The following is a 20,349-nucleotide window of genomic DNA, read 5'->3' on the forward strand; positions in this document are numbered from 1 at the left end:
AAAGTAAGCCGTTATTGATGTGCGGCGATGATGGCTTCGCCCACGAGCTTCCATTGATTGAAGTCGCTGGCGTTATCCAATTCGCTGGTGTTGAGCAGTGTTTGGCTAGAGAGCCGGGTAATGGTGCAGGCTTGTCGACAGCGCATGATCCAATCCAGTTGGTCCATGGACGTGACCCTGCCTGTGGGCAAGGTCTCGGTGAGTACCCGCAGTTCTTTTTCGTCCCACCCTAACCATTGACTCAGCCGGGTATCGAGGGCTTGAGACCCGTTGCTGTTGGCGCTCTGGAAATACGCCAAGAGGCTGTCCTGTGCCAGGCCATACGCATCGCAGCAGTCTCTGAAACGCTGTAATAGATAGAGTGTGCCCAGGCTCAGCTCGACCAGCCCTGTGGGTGAATTATTGCTGTCCAGCCAACGGGGGTTGAGCAGCAATTGACGCAGTGACGCGCTGTTGACCGGCAACGGCAACAGCGTGGTGATATCCGGCGCCAGCAGGATCAGGTGGTTGGGCGCAGGCTCAGTCTTCGTTTTGTTGAAATGTAGGGTGTAGTAGAGCGTAAGCTCATTGCTGTAGAGGGCCGGCGTTGGTTTTGCCAAGAACTCTTGGATGCACACCTCAGGTCCCTTTGGCAGTAAGTCGACCCAGCGCTTGAGCGCCGGGTTATCAGTGGCGGGCTCCAGCAGCAATCGCTGGCGCAGCTGCGTTACGCTGGTGTTACTGTCCCTGAGCCAGGTGACGGCCCAGTCCAATTGCATGAGTACATCGAGAAAGCCCATCTCGGTGCTCAATGTGGGGGTGACCAGCTGGCTCCAGGTGGACGGGCCGAGCAGGTCGGCCAGTTGTTTGCAGTGCAAGACAGAAAGGCCGAAAACCTGGGCGATGCGTGCCAGCCGATAGATCACGGAGTACGTGGCAATATTCCTGACGACAGGTTTGGGTAACACATCTGTCAGCAGGTGCAGCGAATCCGGTGTATCACTCAACGCCAATGCGGCGCAAAGCTGCTGGCGGGTATGCGAATCGAAGGCCTGGTCGTCCAGCGGTAGCGGTCGCCCGGACACCAGGGTGCGATTGAACACCTGATCGAATAAGGGTTGCTCGTTGGCGCTGGCCTGCACGGGCAGGCGATCCAGCCACGCCGAAAACTCCAGCGGCTTGAGCCTGTAGCGCCCACGCAGGTACCGGTAGACACCTAGTACGCGCAGGGTGGTGTGGCTTATCTGAAGAGCGGCGTTGGCTGTGCCCTCAAGCACCATGGCGCTGACGATCAGCGTATCCAGTTCGGCGAACGGTAGATCGACCCACTTTAGCAGGCGGATCATCCGATGCAGACGGTCGAACCGATCGGGGCTGGTATTGAGTAGTGTCGCAATTTTCCCGTCGCCGGATTGGCCGACCTCTAGCTTGGGCAGACGGTCTGTGCCATTGACATAGCGGGCACCATAGATCAGCAACGTTTGTTTAGGTGCTGAGCGGGAGGCATGGGGGGCGAAACTGTTTTGCGCCAGGAGGGCTTGCAACTGGGTACTGTCCAGCGCCGTACATTTCAGAAAGTCGTCAAGATTTTCCGGTGCACGGGGTCTGCCAAAGTAGGTTTCAAACAGCGTGCTTCCCGTGACGGGTGGTTGGGTCAACAGTTTTTGCTGTGGGGGATTCAGTTCGCTTAGCAGGCATTGCGCGTCACCATTGCGCGTTTTGACCGTGCCGTACAGTGCGTTGCCGGCATCGTCAAACGGCAGCCGCTTGCTGAGTCGATAACTCAATTCACCCAAGGCGTGCCGGGTTCCCGACAGCCCCAGGCGGCATTGAAGGTGATGATGGTGGTAAGGCAGCGTCAAGGGGTAGTGTTGCTTGCTGAGCAGCGGGTGCAATTTCTCCTGCGGGTGATGGTGTTTGATCTGTTTGCGCAACATGTCATCGATCAGCGTCAGCAGCGGGCGCTGGGCAAAGGTCGTGTCGTGGTCAATCAGTAAATTTCTCAGGTCCGGGCGCCGTTGGTTCAGGGGGATTTTGGCTTGCGTTCCCCTCCCGTTGTTTTCAAGCTGAGTTGCAAAAAGAAACAGTGCGCGCAGGTAGGCGACAGGCGAATCGATAGCGGCAATGGCATCGGGGTGGCAGGTATTCCCCCAATCCCCGTTGGGCAGGCTGGGCACGTTCGATTCCAGGTCGCGTTTGCTACGAGTGAGGGCTGGCGCGTTCACTGGTTGTTGGTCGTACAGCCACTGCAACTGCATGGTGTAGGACAGCGCATTTTCGTAAGCTTGGGCGCCATCGTCATCATTGGAGTGGGCCAGTTGACGGATGAACTCGGCCTTGGGCAGCGCGACAATGTCGAAGATGCTGGTGAAGCCGAGTTGATGCAGGGCGGTGGTGAAGTTGACCTTCCCAACACCTGGAGGGACGGGCCGCTCCACCAGTCTGGCCAATAACGAGCGGTTTGAAGTTTCCATGTCATCGAGCTTCCTGTGAGCCCAAAGGTGGATCCAATGGGCAACGCAAGACGCTATCACGCAGGCTGTGCGGGCCGAGGTCAGCCAAAGCCGTGAGCGAGTCAAGGAAATATCGGTGACTGAGTGTCGATGCAGTAGCGTCGCGGTTTTGTTAGAATGCGCGCCGCGCGGCTTGGCCTGCATTTTTCTACATCCGGTTCACCCCTTACGAGGGTAGCCACCTGGAGATAACACCCATGACTCAACCGATTGTCGTGGCGGCACTGTATAAGTTCGTCACCCTCGAAGATTACGTCGCCCTGCGCGAGCCACTGCTGCAGGCGATGGTCGACAACGGCATCAAAGGCACCTTGCTGATCGCCGAAGAAGGCATCAACGGCACCGTTTCCGGCACCCGCGCAGGCATTGATGGCCTGATGGCCTGGCTGAAGAAGGACCCGCGCATGGTCGATATCGACCACAAAGAGTCCTACTGCGACGACCAGCCGTTCTACCGCACCAAGGTCAAGCTCAAGAAAGAGATCGTGACCCTGGGCGTCGAAGGCGTCGACCCGAACAAAAAGGTCGGCACCTACGTCGACCCGCAGGACTGGAACGCGCTGATCAGCGACCCTGAAGTGCTGTTGATCGACACCCGTAACGACTACGAAGTGTCCATCGGTACGTTTGAAGGCGCAATCGATCCGAAAACCACCAGTTTTCGCGAATTTCCCGACTATATCAAAGCCAACTTCGACCCGGCCAAGCACAAGAAAGTCGCCATGTTCTGCACCGGCGGCATTCGGTGCGAGAAGGCCTCGAGCTATATGCTCAGCGAAGGCTTCGATGAGGTCTACCACCTCAAGGGCGGCATCCTGAAGTACCTCGAAGAGGTGCCCCAGGAAGAAACCAAATGGCAGGGCGACTGCTTTGTGTTCGACAATCGCGTGACTGTGCGCCACGACTTGAGCGAAGGCGACTACGATCAATGTCATGCCTGCCGCACACCGGTGAGCATCGAAGACCGTGCATCCGAGCACTATGTGGCCGGCATCAGTTGCCCCCATTGCTGGGATAAGCTGCCTGAGAAGACCCGCCGCAGTGCGATTGATCGCCAGAAGCAGATTGAACTGGCCAAGGCCCGCAACATGCCGCACCCGATTGGCTTCAACTACAAGCAAACTCCTTCCGAGGCCTGAACCATGTCCGCGCGCCTGCTCTATGTAATGGATCCGATGTGTTCCTGGTGCTGGGGCTTTGCCCCGGTGGCGCAGGCGCTGGTTGAGCAGGCCCAGGCGGCGGGTGTGGACCTGCACCTGGTGGTGGGCGGCTTGCGCACCGGCAGCGGTGCGGCGCTGGAGCCGACGACCCGGCGCTACATCCTCGAACACTGGCAGGCCGTCACCGACGCCACCGGCCAGGTGTTCAAGCGTGAAGGTGCGCTGCCTGACGGTTTTGTCTACGACACCGAGCCGGCCTGCCGCGCCATCGTTACCGCGCGCAGCCTGGCGCCGGATTGTGCGTGGACGTTGTTGGGGCTGATCCAGCGCGCGTTTTATGTCGAAGGCCGCGATGTGACCCTGGCCAGCGTGCTGGTGGAGCTGGCGGAGCTGGCGGGCATACCGCGTATCGAGTTTGCCGGTGCCTTCGACCGCGCCGAACAGCATGCCGCGACGGCGGCGGATTTTACCTGGGTACAGGATCTGGGCATCGCCGGTTTCCCGACCCTGTTGGCTGAGCGCGACGGCCAGTTGGCGCTGCTGACCAACGGCTACCAGCCGCTGTCCGAATTGTCGCCATTGCTTGCCCGCTGGCTGGAGCGAGCCGCCTGTGTATGAGCAACCTCAACGCACCGACCGCCTGACCTGGGCGGAAATCCGCCGCCTGGCCCTGCGTCACAAGAAATCCCTGTGGATCGCCAATGGCGTCGCCGTGCTGGCGACCCTGTGCAGCGTGCCCATCCCGCTGTTATTGCCCTTGCTGGTGGACGAAGTGCTGCTGGGCCATGGTGATGCCGCGCTCAAGGTGATGAACCACGCATTGCCCTTGGGTTGGCAGAAAGCCGCCGGTTACATCGGCCTGATGCTAGTGGTGACCCTGGCCCTGCGTTGCGGTGCGCTGGTGTTCAACGTGGTGCAGGCGCGGCTGTTTGCGCGCTTGGCCAAGGACATCGTCTATCGCATCCGCGTGCGCCTGATCGAACGCCTCAAGCGTATCTCCCTGGGCGAGTACGAAAGCCTGGGCAGCGGGACTGTCACTACGCACCTGGTCACCGACCTGGACACCCTGGACAAGTTCGTCGGAGAAACCCTCAGCCGTTTCCTGGTGGCCATGCTGACCCTGGTCGGCACCTCTGCGATCCTGGTGTGGATGCATTGGCAACTGGCGCTGCTGATCCTGTTGTTCAACCCACTGGTGATCTACGCCACGGTGCAGTTGGGCAAACGCGTCAAGCACCTGAAGAAGCTGGAAAACGACAGCACTTCACGCTTTACCCAGGCGCTGACCGAGACCCTGGATGCCATCCAGGAAGTGCGCGCCGGCAATCGCCAGGGGTTTTTCCTCGGGCGCCTCGGCCAGCGTGCCCAGGAAGTGCGTGACTATGCCATCCATTCTCAATGGAAAACCGACGCTTCCAGCCGCGCCAGTGGCCTGCTGTTCCAGTTTGGTATCGATATCTTCCGTGCTGCGGCCATGCTCACCGTGCTGTTTTCAGACCTGTCCATCGGCCAGATGCTCGCGGTGTTCAGCTACTTGTGGTTCATGATCGGCCCCGTGGAACAACTGTTGAACCTGCAATACGCCTACTACGCGGCAGGCGGGGCGCTGACGCGGATCAACGAGCTGTTGGCGCGTGCCGATGAACCGCAATACCCAGGCGGCGCAGACCCGTTTACCGGGCGTGAGACCGTCGGCATCGAAGTGCACGGCCTCGACTTCGGCTACGGCGAAGACCTGGTGCTTGACCAATTGAACCTGGCCATCGCACCGGGTGAGAAGGTGGCGATTGTCGGCGCCAGCGGCGGCGGCAAAAGTACCCTGGTGCAACTGCTGCTGGGGCTCTACACGCCGCAGGCCGGCAGCATTCGTTTTGGCGGTGCCACCCAGCAAGAGATCGGCCTGGAGACCATTCGCGAGAATGTCGCTGTGGTGCTGCAACACCCGGCGCTGTTCAACGACACTGTGCGCGCCAACCTGACCATGGGCCGCTCCCGGAGTGATCAAGCCTGCTGGCAGGCGCTGGAAATCGCCCAGTTGGATGCTACTGTCAAGGCACTGCCTTTGGGGCTGGACAGCATAGTCGGGCGTTCTGGCGTGCGCTTTTCCGGTGGGCAACGGCAACGCCTGGCCATCGCTCGCATGGTGCTCGCCGAGCCTAAGGTGGTAATTCTTGATGAGGCCACCTCGGCGCTGGATGCGGCCACCGAGTACAACCTGCACCAGGCACTGGCGCGGTTTCTCACCGGGCGTACTACACTGATCATCGCCCACCGGCTGTCTGCAGTGAAACAGGCAGACCGGGTGCTGGTGTTCGATGGCGGGCGTATCGCCGAAGATGGCGACCATCAGCAATTGATTGCCGATGGCGGGCTGTACGCCAAACTCTATGGGCACCTGCAACAAGTGCGTTGATTTAGATTAGGCTGTGCTATAGGGAGCGGATTTTCGCGTGCGTATCTAGCAGTGCATGTGCAAGGGACTTCATGAAGCAAAAGCGGACTCTCGGAACGCCACGGCTGCTGGGTATCGTCTGGCCCTTTATCGCTGTGGTCTTGTTCCAGGCATTGTTGGGCTGCGGCAGTCTCTATGTGCTTTCTGCGGTGCGTGGTTATGTGGCTGGCGAAAGCTTGTGGTCCAAGGGCCAGAAAGACGCCATCTACTATCTGACCCTCTATGCCGATAGCCGCGACGACGCTACCTACCTCAAATACCAGCAGGCCATTGCCGTGCCCCAGGGCGGGCATGAACTGCGTATCGCCCTGGACAGCGCAACGCCTGACCTGCCTGCTGCCCGCCTGGGTATCATCAAGGGCGGCAACCATCCGGACGACGTTTCCAGCCTTATCTGGCTATACCTCAACTTCCGCCATTTCAGTTATCTGGAAAAAGCCATTGAACAGTGGACAGTGGGCGATGGTTACCTGGAACAGCTGGATGAACTGGCCCGCGAGATGCACCGCGCCATCGGCGCTGATCAGGTCACGGGTAATGATGTGCGCAGCTGGAAGGCACGCATCATTGCCATCAACGAGGGGGTGACACCGGCCGCCAAGGCGTTCAGCGATGCCTTGGGCGAAGGTTCGCGGATGATCCTGCGCCTGTTGTTGATCACCAACCTGGCCACTGCCTTGGGGCTGATCGTCTTGGCGTTGCTGCGTACCCATAAGTTGCTGGCCCAGCGCCATGCCTTCGCCGATGCCTTGCAAGCGGAGAAGGAGCGGGCGCAGATCACTCTGGAGTCGATTGGTGACGGGGTGATTACCACCGACGTTGACGGCGCCATTGCGTATATGAACCCCGCAGCCGAAGCGCTGACCCACTGGAAGTCGGAGCAGGCCCAGGGCTTGCCGTTAGCTGCGCTGTTCAAGCTGCTGGATGAAAACGCCGAGCCCGATGGCTTCACCCTGATCGAGCACATCATCAAGGGCCAACTCAGTGGCGGCAGCGAGCACTCCAAGCAGATCCAGCGCCTGGACGGCAGCACCGTCTCGGTCACCCTGGTGGGCGCGCCGATCCGCAGCGCTGGCAAGGTCAGTGGGGCGGTGCTGGTGCTGCACGACATGACTCAGGAGCGCCAGTACATCGCCAACCTTTCCTGGCAGGCGACCCACGACGCCTTGACCGGGCTGGCCAACCGCCGTGAATTCGAGTTCCGCCTCGAGCAAGTGCTGCAACAGGTCGTACGCCAGCAAAGTGGGCGACACGCCTTGATGTTCCTCGATCTCGACCAGTTCAAGCTGGTCAATGACACCTGCGGCCATGCGGCGGGCGACGAGCTGCTGCGCCACATCTGCGCGTTGCTGCAATCGGACTTGCGCGAGGGCGATACGCTGGCCCGCTTGGGCGGCGATGAATTTGGCATCTTGCTGGAGAACTGCCCGGCGCCGGTAGCGGAAAAGATCGCCGAGAGCTTGCGCCATACCGTGCAGAGCCTGCACTTCGTGTGGAAAGGCCGGCCCTTCATGACCACCGTCAGTATCGGCCTGGTGCATATATCGCAACCCCCGACCACCCTGGAAACCTCCTTGCGCGCCGCTGACATGGCCTGCTACATGGCCAAGGAAAAGGGCCGTAACCGCGTGCAGGTCTACCATGCCGATGACTCGGAGTTGTCCCTGCGCTTTGGCGAGATGGCCTGGGTGCAGCGGCTGCACATGGCCTTGGAAGAAGATCGCTTTTGCCTCTACGCCCAGGAAATTTCGCCTTTGGGGCAAACCGAGGCCGGCAACGGGCACATTGAAATTCTCCTGCGCCTGCATGACGAGGCGGGGCGAATCATCCTGCCTGACAGTTTCATCCCCGCGGCAGAACGTTACGGCTTGATGACGTCCCTGGATCGCTGGGTGGTGGAAAATGTCTTCAAGGTTATCGCCCGCTGCATGAGTGAGCGCCCGGGCCGACCCATGGCGATGTGTGCGATTAATCTGTCAGGCATAACTATTGGCGATGATGATTTTCTAGGTTTTTTGCGTGAGAAATTTGACACTTACAACATACCGCCAGACATGATTTGTTTTGAAATAACTGAAACCAGCGCTATAGCGAATTTGGGTAGTGCGATTCGATTTATTAATGAACTCAAAGCCTTAGGTTGCCATTTTTCACTCGATGATTTTTGCGCCGGAATGTCCTCATTCGCATATTTGAAACATTTACCTGTAGACTTCCTGAAGATCGATGGAAGTTTCGTAAAGGATATGCTGGACGACCCGATTAACCGCGCCATGGTCGAAGTGATCAATCACATCGGCCACGTCATGGGTAAGCGCACAATTGCCGAGTTCGTTGAGACACCGCAGATCGAACAGGCTTTGCTTGAGATCGGTGTGGATTACGCTCAGGGCTACCTGATTGAACGCCCGCAATTGTTTACCTTTGATAGCTTGCAGTGTCGACCTGTGCGGCCACAGCCTCTGTTATTCAAGGCGCCCGGCACATTCCGCTGAAACATCTGCTGGTCTGTACAATCACACTTAAAAAGGAGCCCCACAGTGATCGACACATTCAACAGAACCGGCCCGCTTATGGAAGCCTCGAGTTACCCAGCCTGGGCGCAGCACTTGATCCAGGCCTGTAGCGAGAGCAAGCGTCGAGTTGTCGAGCACGAACTGTATCAGCGCATGCGCGACAACGCCCTCAGCGCCAAGACCATGCGTCACTACCTGATTGGTGGTTGGCCGGTGGTGGAACAGTTTGCCTTGTACATGGCGCAGAACCTGACCAAGACCAAGTTTGCCCGCCATCCTGGGGAGGACATGGCGCGACGTTGGCTGATGCGTAATATTCGCGTGGAACTCAATCATGCTGACTATTGGGTGCACTGGGCGCGTGCCCACGGCGTCAGCCTTGAAGAGCTGCAAGCGCAGGATGTGCCGCCGGAGTTGCATGCACTGAGTCATTGGTGCTGGCACACCAGTTCGGCAGATCCGTTGATCGTCGCGATTGCCGCCACAAACTACGCGATCGAGGGGGCGACGGGGGAGTGGTCCGCCGTGGTCTGTTCTACCGGTGTGTATGCCGCCGCCTTCCCCGAGGAAGATCGCAAGCGTGCGATGAAGTGGCTGAAGATGCACGCCCAGTATGACGACGCCCACCCTTGGGAAGCCCTGGAAATTATCTGCACCCTCGCCGGGAACAACCCGAGCAGGGCCTTGCAGGAGGAGCTGCGCCAGGCGGTGTGCAAGAGCTATGACTACATGTATCTGTTCCTGGAAAGCTGCATGCGCCTGGAGAACGTGGAAAAAGACAAAGAAAAGGCGCCAGCCGTTCGCGAGCGCCCAGTGCGCGTCGCCAGCGAGGCGTGATGCGAGGGTGATGGCGGGGGCTTACCCCGCCATCGCCAGTCTGTTGCGGCCTTCGCGCTTGGCCACGTACAACGCATTGTCGGCCCGGCGCAGCAGGCTTTCAGCCGACTCTGCAGCCAATAACGTCGAGCAACCGAGGCTCACCGTCAATTCGATCCGCTTGCCCTCCACCCAATAGTCCTGGGCTTGTGCCGCCTGGCGCAGGCGCTCACCGACCATCCCCGCTGCATCGCGGCCGGTGTTGGACAGCAGGATCAGAAACTCTTCCCCGCCAAACCGGAACACCATATCCACGTTACGCAACTGGCGTTTGATCGCCCCAGCCACGGCGCGCAGTACGCTGTCGCCAGCGGCATGCCCATGGGTGTCGTTGATTTTCTTGAAGTGGTCGATGTCCAGCATCAGTAAAGACAAGGGGTGCATGTGCCGCCGGGCCATGTCGATTTCCCGTTGCAGAGTCTGGTCCATGGCGACGCGGTTGCCGGTTTCGGTCAATGGGTCCCGCAGGGCGCTGCGCGTGGCCGCGCGGTAGAGCAGGGCGTTGCGCATCGGGTAAAGCAAGCTCACCAGCAGGCTTTCGAGCTGGCTGAGTTCCTCATCGGTCAAGTGCTGGTTACGGCGCAATATCAGTTCACCCAGGTGCTCGCCTTCGTGGCTCAAGGTATAGCTTACTGAGTGGTGGCCCCGGTGACCGAACTCCAGGCGCAGATCGCTGGCGGCGTGACGGTATTGCAACGCGTCCAGTGGCACCAGGCGCTGTATTTCGCGAAAGAACAGGCCGAGGATGCGTTCCGGCTCCAGGCTGGTTTGCAACTGCTGGTTCAATTGCTGGCGAAGTTCGGTAAGCGTAGCGGGGCGGTAAGGGCGAAGGGACGGCTGACCAAATCCCAGGCGTTGCAATTTGGCACTGTCGAAGTCAATTGCGTTGGTCTGGGTGGGGGTTTTCATAAGCGGGTGGCCTCTAAGCGCTAGACTGTCTTACAGGCGGGATGAGAGTGGCGAGTGCCAAGCGTCTTACTGTTCCTTCAGTATCGTAAAACAATGGAAACAGTTTAAACCGCTTTGCCTCGGGTTATAACCCCGGAACACTGCCGCACGTCTTGTCATCGCGTAACCTGCTTGAAAACAAATAGAGCGAGTTTCATGCCAAACTCGCTGGATTTGTAAAAACCCTTATAAATCAATCATGTTTTCTTGAAGTAAGAAGAGTCTGTCAAACAATGGCGCCATATATTTGGCTTTTTACGGGCTGAGTTACCGTCAGCCCGATCAGCTTTACTGATTAACGCCGGTTTTAAACCGCAAATGAATCGTGTGCGCCCGTCACGACACACCCAGGCGTACCTCCTTGCACTCGATAGGGTCAAATAACCGCGTTATATCAAGGTGCTACGGTCGATCTGCGCGATTGAAGTGACGCCGGTGAGCGTCATGGCCACGCGCATTTCCTTGGCAAATATGTCCAGCAGGTTCTCTACCCCGTGCTGGCCCTCGGCAGCCAGCGCATAGGCAGTGGCACGTCCCAGCAGGCACGCCTTGGCGCCCAGGGCGAGCATGCGCACCACGTCGAGCCCGGAGCGAATGCCTGAGTCCACCAGCACGGTCAGGTCGTCGCCCACTGCTTCGGCAATCGGCGGCAACGCCTTGGCCGTGGACAGCACGCCGTCGAGCTGGCGACCGCCATGGTTGGAGACCACGATGCCGTCGGCGCCGAAACTCACCGCATCCTTGGCATCCTGTGGGTCGAGAATGCCCTTGATGATCATCGGGCCCTTCCAGAACTCACGGATCCACTCCAGGTCTTTCCAGCTGATTGACGGGTCGAAGTTGTTGGCGAGCCAGCCGATGTAGTCTTCCAGGTGGGTGGGTTTGCCCAGGTACTTGGAGATATTGCCCAAGTCGTGAGGGCGACCCATCAAGCCTACATCGAACGCCCATTGTGGCTTGGTTACCGCCTGCAACATCCGCCGCTGCGCCGCGTACGGGCCGGACATGCCCGAGTGAGCATCGCGGTAGCGCGCGCCGGGTGTGGGCATATCGACCGTGAACACTAGCGTGGTCACCCCTGCCGCCTGCGCCCGCTCCAGGGCGTTGCGCATAAAGCCGCGATCCTTGAGCACATACAGCTGGAACCAGATCGACTGCGAGCTTTGGGAAGCGACTTCTTCAATCGAGCATACCGACACCGTCGACAGGCAGAAGGGGATGTTTTTGTTAGCGGCCGCCTTGGCTGCTTGCACTTCACCGCGCCGGGCATACATGCCGGTCAGGCCGACCGGGCTGAGGATGACCGGCATGGCCAGTTCCGTGCCGAACAGGTTGGTTGTCAGGCTCAGGTTGTCGACATTGCGCAGTATGCGCTGGCGCAGGCTGATCTCGGCCAGGTCCGAACTGTTGGCGCGCAGGGTGTGCTCGGCGTAGGCGCCACCGTCGATGTAGTCGAACAGAAAGCGCGGCAACTTGCGCTTGGCCGCGGCGCGGTAGTCGGAAGCGGACGAGATGATCATCTACGGTGTCTCCAAAAGGCAAAGTGCTTCACCTTAAGCAAAGTTGTGACATGATAAAAGCAACTTTTATCACTGACATCCAGTCGCAAAAGGAATACGTGTGAACCTGCGAACACTGCGCGCATTTGTCGAGGTGGTGCGCCAGGGAGGGTTCTCCCAGGCGGCCGACGTAGTGGCCCTGACCCAATCCACCGTCAGCAAGGCGGTCAAGACGCTGGAAGACGAGTTGGGCACGCCGCTGCTCAATCGCCTCGGCCACAAGAACGAACTCACCGCAGCCGGCGAAATTGCCTACCGTCGGGCCTTGGTGATGCTCGCCGAGCGCAACGACCTGATGGCGGAAATAAACGACCTGCGCGGTCTCAAGCGCGGCGTGCTGCGCATCGGCTTGCCGCCGGTGGGGTGCGGTGTGTTGTTTGCAGCCATGTTCGCCACCTACCGCAGCCGCTATCCAGACATCGACATTGAACTGACTGAGTACGGCAGTAAAAAACTGCGTGAGTGCCTGGAAGCAGGGGAGGTCGACCTGGCGGCCTTGCTGTTGCCGGTGGACGAAGGTTTCGACTACCAACCGGTACGCAACGAACCGTTGATCGCGGTGCTGCCCATCAGCCACCCACTGGCGCGACGCAAACGCATCGACTTCACCGACCTGGCGGACTCGCCATTCATCCTGTTCGAAGCCGGCTTCGCCCTCAACGCCAAGATCCTCAGCGCTTGCGAGCGCAAGGGCGTGAGCCCCAAAGTCACCGCCCGCAGCGGGCAAATCGACTTTATCGTCGACCTGGTCGCCGCAGGGCTGGGCGTTGCCTTCCTGCCACGGATGCTGGCGCACAAACACCAACACGCCGGCATCGCCTTGATCCCCCTGGACGAACCCCACACTGACTGGCACATCGCCCTGGCCTGGCGCGCCAGCGCCCACCTGCCGCCAGCGGCGCGAGCCTGGTTGGATCTGGCCAAGGACCCTGCGTTTTCCACAGACCTTGGAGGCTAATTGCGGCAGATGTCAGGGAAAGCTTGACTTCTTCTTTTTAATCAGTAACATACGGCGCATTCCGCGATAGCTCAGTTGGTAGAGCAAATGACTGTTAATCATTGGGTCCCTGGTTCGAGTCCAGGTCGTGGAGCCAGATAGAGAAAAGCCTGCAGAGATGCAGGCTTTTTTTTTGCTTTGCGCCCACCATGGGGCGCAATCTTGTGGGTAAAGGTCCCACCGTAAGCTGATCACAGCGAACGAAGTGAAGCGCAACGGTCACGTCATTGCTACAGGGAACTGACGCGCCGGTTAACCCACCATACGAAGGTAGCTCCCAATCATTAGCTATCTGCCAACCATGAACGAAAGTCCGGTAACTGTTGGGCCAAATGTGCGTTTCTACATCCAAGACTGGCGAGATTGATCGACTCACCCATTATTAAATCAGGTGATTAAAGATGAGTACGTTAAGGGAATTGACAGCTGAAGAACTGCTACTTGTTGCAGGTGGGGGATACATCACAGGATCCGATTTCCCATGATCCTGGGCCAGGTCTGGATGATGGTATGAGTCATGACCAAGGGGACGTATCTCCTCCAGATACTATTTCAATGTCATTTATAGGGGTTGTGTATGTCGATACATGTAGCCAATTTTTATTCACTTAGAGATTGCTAGGAGGTCTTATATAAGTAGGGAGATCTTTTGATCTTGCCAAAGCATCCCAATTGGCAAGGCGTGCCGTTTTTTCGTGTAAAGAATATAGGCATAACTCAGCGCCTACTTGATTTTTCATGGACGGTGGAGGCTTTATACCCTGAATTAAAACGGCAACGACTCCATCTGGCTCAGGGAAAAACGCCGACGACCCCAGGGCTGAAGGGTTTATCAAGCTGGTCAAGCCTTTACATTCCTTTATGGCCGCTTCAATAATCTGGGTTTTTCCTACAGAGGCTGCGTTTACGAAGTTGCAAGAAACCCCAAACACCAAAAAAACGAATAACAGAGATTTCAATTTCAAGCTCCTCGTGCAGTAGTTAAAGCAGGCCTACCGTTGAGTTTATGCGATATCGTGACTGAACCGAAGGTACTTATTTAGCCGCCCGTGTGAATCGTAGATGGCAAATGCTCAGGCATCAATAGCAGCCCAGCGAATTGTGCTATGCGTTTGGAAGCCTGGGGCAAATTTTAGGCAAAAAACCGCTGGCTTTGCGCATAGGCCAGGTCCGCCGTCAGTGCCAAGGTTGGATGGTCAGCAGCACGTTTCTATTTCAGTTAAAACGACACGCCTGTATCAGGGGCGCCATCGTCAGGATCTGGCTCAGGATCAGGATCAGGAGTCGTCGAATCAGTGGTGGTGCCACCGGAAACTAGCAATAGTTCTTCTGCCGTTAACGCTCTCATTATCAGTTCTCTTGTGTGGATTCTATAGTTGCCGAGTGAAGCTGGTTTTTTTTGTAAAGATCATTAAAGGGTATGTCACATCGAGTCGATTAATCCGCAGTGTCGTGCGGGCAGCTCATAGTTAAATATAAGAATGTTTCTGAGTTACGCAGTAGTCGTGAAGATCTCTTTGAGATAGCTCGGGTGCGCCTTCAGCGTTTGCAGTCAATTAATATCAAACCGGTAGGGACACCCTCGGCGTTTTTTCTTTGCGTGTACAGTACGGCAAAAAATAACGCGGCTTTCCACATGATGAGCGGATTGGAGTCCATAGGGATCAGTCGGGCATCCAGGTCTTGCTTTTTCATCTGATATTGCCATTGCTGAAAGTCCAGTGTGCTCGTTTCGGCGCTCAATGAGTAGAAGAGCACACAATCCAGATCGCCTGGGATGACCGTTGAGTCCAGAAAACTTCCACCTATCAGTATGATTTCAACGCCAATATCAGCCATCGCCAACTCTGCTATAGCGGTTTTAAGTCGTGCGCAGAGCAAGCTCCTTTTCGGATCTTTAGGTTCTTCAAAAAAGCGTGAAAGAGACGTTAGATAAGGTGCTGAATTGATTGGGTTGCAAGTTGCCTTGTTGCCAATGAAGGCTGGGAACTCCATGGTCTTGGCGTTGGAGTAATGCTGTGAAAAAAGCGAGTCTAAGTCGGTGTTGGCCATTGTGAATTATCCAATTGTCTGAGGTGAAAGCTGGTTTTGTTTTAATTTGGTAGGGGGCGGGAGTAGACAATGTATTACGTGTCTGCTGAGGAGCGCAACATGTCAAGTAGGGGCAGGCTAATAAAATTACGAAGCAGTAAAAGTTTCACGCGAATTTTGGAAAAGTGTCATATTTCGTTGGTAGAGTGTTCTTTCTTGAAGGAATAGCTATTTTCAAGTGTTGTTGTCGCAAGCGTTATTTGTGCGCGAGGCGCAGGGCCGAAATGAAATGGATTTTGTCGTGGCAAAAGTAAAAACACATTTTAGAAAATCTCTAACTTATCCAGTTGGATTGGTGCTGACTGAGGGAACGGTTAAATCAGTGCTTAACGCTCAGGCAAGACTTGAGACGTATAAAAATAAGCCGTGGCCTGTTTCGTCCGGATCGGTATCGGCAGTGTTGGCGTGCGATGGCAAATCGCGGTGCTTCCAACATCCACTGTTCGAGCATTATGCAACGAATGATGCGTTGGAACCCTTGGATAATAGGACGCCTACTGAACAACAGTATGTAGAGGTTTTTTCATCAGCACTTGAACAGTCCCTGGTCACCTTGAAGTACTCGACGATTTGTGAGCTGTTGGAAGCCGCTGCCTGCGCGCTCACAGGCACCGCTGTAACAATCAGGACGACGCGAGTAGGTGTCAGGCCTGATAAGCGTGGCTGTACAGTAGAGTTTGTTCAGGCGGCTGATATACCATCGGCACTTATGGCCCTTTGGAAGTATGTGGCCGATTTACCGAGCAGTCGCCAAGACTTATTTGGTGCATCCGTTGCTGCCGTAGGGCTAATGAATTGTCATCCGTTCGTAGATGGTAATGGGCGATTGGCACGTGTGTTGTTCAATGCCCTGATGGGGCGTACTTCGCAAAACTACATTCCCTTATATGACTTTTATAACTGTTCGCCCGGCGCTCATGTATTGCGCATCCGGCAGGCTGAGCTATTTGGTGAGTGGGATGATTGGGTGCGCTTCCATTGCGACATCATTGGCTTTATGGCCGGTCACTAGGTTTATTTCCTCAGAGGGAATTGAGGCGCCCATCAGGGCAAATAACCAACGGGCGGGCCATGGACGGCTCTTTCCGTCGCCAAGGAGTTATCAAATGCGTGTACTGACGGAAAAAGAGTTGGCGCTTGTTTCGGGCGGCCAGACGACGGTTGAGCCTGTCACTGATTGGGAACCAGGAGAGTTTGAGTGGTTGGGATCAAATGGCGGTTACACAGGACCGACCTGGACTTCGGGTAATACCAGCGTCACCGTAGGCGGCTCTGCTTCGGGAGGCGAGCTATCGGGGGGAGTCGGTTTAACTATTACGTACTAAGTGAAAAAAGTGTGCCTTGATTGGCACACTTTCTATGAGTGACCGAATATGAAAAATACATTACTCGCCTTGGCGCCGTTGCTGTTTTACACCGTCGCTCATGCTGCTGACCCGGCCAGTGTGCTAGGCCATGCATTCGGTTCTTTGAGCTGTGTAGAGCAGCAGGATCCTGATGGTCGCAGTACCTGTGAAGCCAGGGCACTGTCAAATGGAAAGGGTTGCTATGGCTTGTCCAGCCAAACAATGCGGGATAAGTGTTTGGATGAGGCCTTGTACCCCGTGAGCAGCGGGGAAATTGCAACAAAAGTAAAAAAGACCACTATCGCCAATCCGCTGCCGTCGCCGCAAAAAGCGTTCACCGTGCCACCGAAGTCGCTGCTGTCGGAAGACGAAATTAAAAGGCTCGAGCGATCATTGGGACTGAAAAATGGGCCGCAATAGCCTCACTCTATACGTGGTTGCATTCTTGCTGTCGAACCCAGTGAGTGCTGTCGAGTTGCAGGACATACAAGCTAAACTGTATGCCCCGAGTTCTATTCCATTACGCGGTTTGGACGCATCAAGAATAGACGCTAATACGCTGCTTTCCGCCGTTCTGGCCAGGGCACAGTCCAAGAAGCCCGCGACGCCAGTCAGCCTTAGTGATTGCGCAGTCCTGAATGTGGAAAACACGGCGACCGCCTGCAAACTCATACTGCTCGGTAATCACCTGAATGATGGGCACTTCGCGGCTTATGCGCAGGTACTGGTGTCCATGACTGCAGAACAGCTTCGTCGAGCCGAACAGTTTATCGCTCAGTTGGATGTCGATACGCTCAAACGTGTGGGCGATCGGCAAATCGGCTTATTGAAGCGCACTCAAATACTCTTAAGCAGTGAAGAAAATGATTATCTGAAAAGCGCTACCGACCCTTTGCTTGAAGTTGAAATCAATGGGCATGCGGCAAAGGTCTTGTTTGATACGGGTGCGAGCGTGACAGTTATCGGCGAGTCTGATGCCCTCCGCTATGGCGTTGAATTGATTAAGTTGCCGGTGGAAATCAATAGCTATTACAGCCGGCAATCGGTGAATGCCCAGTACGGCTTGATCAGGGAGATGAACCTTTCGGGCATTGAACTCAGAAACGTTCTGGTTATCGTGGGCGGGTCGCTCAGTTTGTTTGGTCTGGACCTGATGTCTAGTTTCGACAATGTCATTGTTGGAAGTGAGCATATTGCACTGAACGTAACCCCCGCGGAAATAGAGGCGCTTGAACAGCAGTGCGTGGGCAGCGTCTTTCTAGGCAGCTCTTATTCACGACAAACTCAGTTTTTATATGTGCTCGCTAATGTGGATGGCCAACAAACCGCTGCTTCCCTTGATACCGGCAATCTTTACTACTTAAGTGGTGGCGAGACCAGGGTCGGTTCAGCGAGGAGTGATCAGCGAAGCAAAATAATGACCGATGCGAATGGTACATTTCCCCGAGCAATTATCCATACCACCACCCATCTGAACATAGGGGGGAGGGCGAAAGATGTTTCCTATACGACACTGGCCGAACAAAAGTACCTGACGCCCTATGTCTTGGGATGGCCAGCGTTTCAAGACTACGAATTAATATGGAACACACATGAATCAAGAGCCTGCTACAAACAAAAAATTCCAGTTCAATAAGCGGCTGATGGCAGCCTGCTGTGCCCTGTTTCTCTCGGCCGCGCACGCGGCAAACATAGACGACGCGCGGGCGGCCTACAACCGAGATGACTATTCAAGTGCTTATTCCCTGGCTTCTACGCTAGCCAAGCAAGCTAACGATCCTGATGCCAGAAATATGCTAGCGGGATTGCTATTCACGGGGAAGGGGCACACCCGGGATGTCAACGCCGCACTAAACCTATGGACTGACTTGGCCCAACAAAACCATGCCGCTGCACAGGCGACCTTGGGTGCCTTGTATCTGGACGGACAGGCGATTGGCGCAGCTGACTATGTTAAGGCCAAGCATTATCTGGAACTTTCAGCAGCACATGAAAACCCGACTTCTATCTACAATTTAGGCTTTATGTACGAGTCCGGTCTTGGGGTAAGCAAGTCCATACCCCAAGCCGTTGAGTACTATAAAAAATCGGCACAGCTAAATTATTCAAAAGCGTTGTTTCGTTTGGGCTCCTTGAGTGCTAACCACCTGATCGCGGACGCTAGCCCTGAATCGGCTTGTCAATACTATGAAAAGGCAGCGAAGGCCGGTCTTGGTGAAGGCGCTTTTCTAACCGGTAAGTGTTTCGCCACGGGTGTTGGCATGCCCAAAAATCTGCCCATGGCCACCCAGTGGTACACAGAGGCAGCGATGCTTGACGTGCCTCAGGCGCAAGCAAATCTTGGCTATATCTTCGAGAAAGGGCTTGGTCAGGCAGTCAATTTACCCGAGGCCTACAAGTGGTATTGGCTAGCCAGTGCACGGGTTCCCGAAGCCGCCAAGCGCCTGGGAATTATCGAGAAAAAAATGCCCGCTCTCAGTGATGCTGCCGACGAGCAGACAAAAGCTGCATGGCGAAAGCAAATACAAACGTTCATCAAAGATGACAATAACCGACGCGGACTAATGATCAATAAGTGAAAACAACCGTGAACGGATGCTGCGCAAAGCATCCGGCGTGCAGGGGTGTCAGGAGTGATTTGTGGGCGACAGGATATTTCGCAGGGCCGCGTCTGAAGCGCAGCGCGTCAAATGGCTGGGGGAGATTGTGCTGATCCGGCCGACATCCTTCACTTTTCTCACCACGTTCGCCTTGGGAATGCTGGTCTTGGTAGGCAGCTTTTTTATCTGGGGCTCTTACACCAAGCGCAGCACGGTGAGTGGCCAACTGGTTCCAGCCAATGGCCAGATAAATGTCCGTACGCCGCAAACCGGAGTGGTGCTGCAAAAGTTTGTCGTCGAAGGACAGTCCGTTGTCATGGGCGAGCCTCTGCTGACTATTTCCAGTGAACGTTATGATGCCGGCGCCGACCCGGTGCAGGCACGCGTGAGTTATCAGCTCAAGCAACGCAAGGAGTCACTGGAGCAAGAACTCGATAAAACCCGGCAACTGCAACAGGCTGAGCGCGACAGTTTGACCAGTAAGGTGAGCACACTGCGTAATGAGCAAGCCAACCTGGCTGCGCAATTGGTCAGCCAGCGCGAGCGCGTGGCGCTGGCGGGGGATGCGTCGAATCGCTATCAGGGATTGATGCAAAAGGGCTACATCTCTATGGACCAGTTCCAGCAGCGGCAAGCCGAGCTTTTGGGGCAGCGTCAAGCCCTGCAGGGCCTGGATCGCGAGCGCAGTTCAATCATCCAACAACTCACCGAGCGCAACAACGAGTTGGCGGGGCTTGAAACACGCCAAGCCAATGCACTGGCGCCGATACATCGGCAACTGTCGGGTATCGAACAAGAGCTGGCAGAGAGTGAAGCCAAGCGTACTGTATTGATCACTGCTCCAGGAAACGGTGTGGCAACGGCAGTTCTGACGGAAGTCGGCCAGACAGTGGACCCGTCGCGTACGTTGTTGAGCATCCTGCCCCATGACGCCCAACTGCAGGCTGAGCTCTACGCCCCGAGCAAAGCCGTCGGGTTTATCAAACCGGGGGACGCTGTGCTGATCCGCTATCAGGCCTATCCCTATCAGAAGTTCGGCCAATATCACGCTCAAGTGGTGTCCATATCGCGCACTGCCGTGCCCTCTGCGGATCTTGCCATTATGACGGGTGAGGTGCCGGGGCTGTCGCGTAACGGCGAACAGCTCTACCGTCTGCGTGTACAGCTCGACGAGCAGACCGTTATGGCCTATGGCAAGCCTCAGTTGCTGCAAAGCGGAATGCTGTTGGATGCCGACATCCTGCAGGAAAGCCGCCGCCTTTATGAATGGGTGCTGGAGCCTCTCTACAGCCTCACCGGCAAATTCTAGGAA

General features: G+C 56.3%; 17 protein-coding genes and 1 tRNA gene. 13 read left to right on the forward strand and 5 right to left on the reverse strand.

Translation table 11 applies throughout. The features are described from left to right. Positions 1-11: 11 nt before the first annotated feature. Complete coding sequence (locus JFT66_RS19070) at positions 12-2,636, reverse strand: Tc toxin subunit A (protein ID WP_233097139.1); 2,625 nt, start codon at positions 2,634-2,636, stop codon at positions 12-14. A gap of 53 nt (positions 2,637-2,689) precedes the next feature. Here JFT66_RS19070 and trhO point away from each other — a divergent pair, with 53 nt between their 5' ends. The 5 genes from trhO to JFT66_RS19095 all read left to right on the forward strand — a co-directional run bounded on the left by trhO (position 2,690) and on the right by JFT66_RS19095 (position 9,457). Then, a complete protein-coding gene (trhO, locus tag JFT66_RS19075) occupies positions 2,690-3,631 on the forward strand; it encodes an oxygen-dependent tRNA uridine(34) hydroxylase TrhO (protein WP_034116945.1) in 942 nt (313 codons plus the stop codon). 3 nt (positions 3,632-3,634) lie between these two features. After that, positions 3,635-4,270, forward strand: a complete 636-nt coding sequence (locus tag JFT66_RS19080; RefSeq protein WP_034116944.1) for a DsbA family protein — start codon at positions 3,635-3,637, stop codon at positions 4,268-4,270. Beyond that, on the forward strand, positions 4,263-6,065 hold the full coding sequence (locus JFT66_RS19085; protein WP_162524851.1) for an ABC transporter ATP-binding protein: 1,803 nt from the start codon (positions 4,263-4,265) through the stop codon (positions 6,063-6,065). The genes JFT66_RS19080 and JFT66_RS19085 overlap by 8 nt, the downstream gene beginning before the upstream one ends. 71 nt (positions 6,066-6,136) lie before the next feature. Beyond that, positions 6,137-8,599: an EAL domain-containing protein gene (locus JFT66_RS19090; protein WP_034116942.1), complete on the forward strand. Its 2,463-nt coding sequence runs from the start codon at positions 6,137-6,139 to the stop codon at positions 8,597-8,599. 78 nt (positions 8,600-8,677) lie between these two features. Beyond that, positions 8,678-9,457 (forward strand): iron-containing redox enzyme family protein, encoded by a 780-nt coding sequence (locus tag JFT66_RS19095; protein ID WP_233097145.1) that lies wholly within the window; start codon positions 8,678-8,680, stop codon positions 9,455-9,457. Between the two features lie 21 nt (positions 9,458-9,478). Here JFT66_RS19095 and JFT66_RS19100 read toward each other — a convergent pair whose 3' ends face one another. Continuing rightward, positions 9,479-10,405 carry a GGDEF domain-containing protein gene (locus JFT66_RS19100; RefSeq protein ID WP_034116940.1) on the reverse strand — a complete coding sequence of 309 codons (927 nt, stop codon included), beginning with the start codon at positions 10,403-10,405 and terminating at the stop codon, positions 9,479-9,481. A gap of 428 nt (positions 10,406-10,833) precedes the next feature. Then, positions 10,834-11,964: an FMN-dependent L-lactate dehydrogenase LldD gene (lldD, locus tag JFT66_RS19105; RefSeq protein ID WP_034116939.1), complete on the reverse strand. Its 1,131-nt coding sequence runs from the start codon at positions 11,962-11,964 to the stop codon at positions 10,834-10,836. Positions 11,965-12,064: 100 nt separating this feature from the next. On the opposite strand from lldD, the gene JFT66_RS19110 reads away from it, so the two are divergent. Both JFT66_RS19110 and JFT66_RS19115 read left to right on the forward strand, forming a co-directional pair. Beyond that, complete coding sequence (locus JFT66_RS19110) at positions 12,065-12,961, forward strand: LysR substrate-binding domain-containing protein (RefSeq protein ID WP_034116938.1); 897 nt, start codon at positions 12,065-12,067, stop codon at positions 12,959-12,961. Positions 12,962-13,021: 60 nt separating this feature from the next. Continuing rightward, positions 13,022-13,097: transfer RNA gene (locus JFT66_RS19115), tRNA-Asn, on the forward strand. A gap of 511 nt (positions 13,098-13,608) precedes the next feature. Here JFT66_RS19115 and JFT66_RS19120 read toward each other — a convergent pair. Further along, positions 13,609-13,959: a hypothetical protein gene (locus tag JFT66_RS19120; protein ID WP_198859879.1), complete on the reverse strand. Its 351-nt coding sequence runs from the start codon at positions 13,957-13,959 to the stop codon at positions 13,609-13,611. A gap of 580 nt (positions 13,960-14,539) precedes the next feature. Beyond that, complete coding sequence (locus JFT66_RS19125) at positions 14,540-15,052, reverse strand: DUF6932 family protein (protein ID WP_034116936.1); 513 nt, start codon at positions 15,050-15,052, stop codon at positions 14,540-14,542. 268 nt (positions 15,053-15,320) lie between these two features. On the opposite strand from JFT66_RS19125, the gene JFT66_RS19130 reads away from it, so the two are divergent. The 6 genes from JFT66_RS19130 to JFT66_RS19155 all read left to right on the forward strand — a co-directional run bounded on the left by JFT66_RS19130 (position 15,321) and on the right by JFT66_RS19155 (position 20,346). Beyond that, on the forward strand, positions 15,321-16,103 hold the full coding sequence (locus JFT66_RS19130) for a Fic family protein (protein WP_198859880.1): 783 nt from the start codon (positions 15,321-15,323) through the stop codon (positions 16,101-16,103). 94 nt (positions 16,104-16,197) lie between these two features. Next, positions 16,198-16,416 carry a bacteriocin gene (locus JFT66_RS19135; RefSeq protein WP_152612295.1) on the forward strand — a complete coding sequence of 73 codons (219 nt, stop codon included), beginning with the start codon at positions 16,198-16,200 and terminating at the stop codon, positions 16,414-16,416. A gap of 48 nt (positions 16,417-16,464) precedes the next feature. Continuing rightward, positions 16,465-16,857 (forward strand): hypothetical protein, encoded by a 393-nt coding sequence (locus JFT66_RS19140; RefSeq protein WP_153838055.1) that lies wholly within the window; start codon positions 16,465-16,467, stop codon positions 16,855-16,857. After that, on the forward strand, positions 16,844-18,073 hold the full coding sequence (locus JFT66_RS19145; RefSeq protein WP_198859881.1) for a retropepsin-like aspartic protease: 1,230 nt from the start codon (positions 16,844-16,846) through the stop codon (positions 18,071-18,073). The genes JFT66_RS19140 and JFT66_RS19145 overlap by 14 nt, the downstream gene beginning before the upstream one ends. Then, the gene (locus JFT66_RS19150; RefSeq protein WP_153871020.1) at positions 18,030-19,016 is read left to right on the forward strand and encodes a tetratricopeptide repeat protein; all 987 of its coding nucleotides are present in this window, start codon (positions 18,030-18,032) and stop codon (positions 19,014-19,016) included. The genes JFT66_RS19145 and JFT66_RS19150 overlap by 44 nt, the downstream gene beginning before the upstream one ends. 73 nt (positions 19,017-19,089) lie before the next feature. Next, entirely contained in the window at positions 19,090-20,346 is a 1,257-nt protein-coding gene (locus JFT66_RS19155) for an HlyD family secretion protein (RefSeq protein WP_198859945.1), read from the forward strand. Positions 20,347-20,349: the final 3 nt, after the last annotated feature.

Source organism: Pseudomonas sp. MF6755, from assembly GCF_016405635.1.
GTDB lineage: Bacteria > Pseudomonadota > Gammaproteobacteria > Pseudomonadales > Pseudomonadaceae > Aquipseudomonas > Aquipseudomonas haemolytica.

Excerpts from the sequence above, each read along its gene's own strand:
- lldD (WP_034116939.1), bottom strand. The coding sequence starts at position 11,964 with ATGATCATCTCGTCCGCTTCCGACTACCGCGCCGCGGCCAAGCGCAAG.
- JFT66_RS19080 (WP_034116944.1), top strand. The coding sequence starts at position 3,635 with ATGTCCGCGCGCCTGCTCTATGTAATGGATCCGATGTGTTCCTGGTGC.
- JFT66_RS19145 (WP_198859881.1), top strand. The coding sequence starts at position 16,844 with ATGGGCCGCAATAGCCTCACTCTATACGTGGTTGCATTCTTGCTGTCG.
- JFT66_RS19150 (WP_153871020.1), top strand. The coding sequence starts at position 18,030 with ATGAATCAAGAGCCTGCTACAAACAAAAAATTCCAGTTCAATAAGCGG.
- JFT66_RS19135 (WP_152612295.1), top strand. The coding sequence starts at position 16,198 with ATGCGTGTACTGACGGAAAAAGAGTTGGCGCTTGTTTCGGGCGGCCAG.
- JFT66_RS19125 (WP_034116936.1), bottom strand. The coding sequence starts at position 15,052 with ATGGCCAACACCGACTTAGACTCGCTTTTTTCACAGCATTACTCCAAC.
- JFT66_RS19100 (WP_034116940.1), bottom strand. The coding sequence starts at position 10,405 with ATGAAAACCCCCACCCAGACCAACGCAATTGACTTCGACAGTGCCAAA.
- JFT66_RS19140 (WP_153838055.1), top strand. The coding sequence starts at position 16,465 with ATGAAAAATACATTACTCGCCTTGGCGCCGTTGCTGTTTTACACCGTC.
- JFT66_RS19130 (WP_198859880.1), top strand. The coding sequence starts at position 15,321 with ATGGATTTTGTCGTGGCAAAAGTAAAAACACATTTTAGAAAATCTCTA.
- JFT66_RS19090 (WP_034116942.1), top strand. The coding sequence starts at position 6,137 with ATGAAGCAAAAGCGGACTCTCGGAACGCCACGGCTGCTGGGTATCGTC.
- JFT66_RS19095 (WP_233097145.1), top strand. The coding sequence starts at position 8,678 with ATGGAAGCCTCGAGTTACCCAGCCTGGGCGCAGCACTTGATCCAGGCC.
- JFT66_RS19070 (WP_233097139.1), bottom strand. The coding sequence starts at position 2,636 with ATGCAGGCCAAGCCGCGCGGCGCGCATTCTAACAAAACCGCGACGCTA.
- trhO (WP_034116945.1), top strand. The coding sequence starts at position 2,690 with ATGACTCAACCGATTGTCGTGGCGGCACTGTATAAGTTCGTCACCCTC.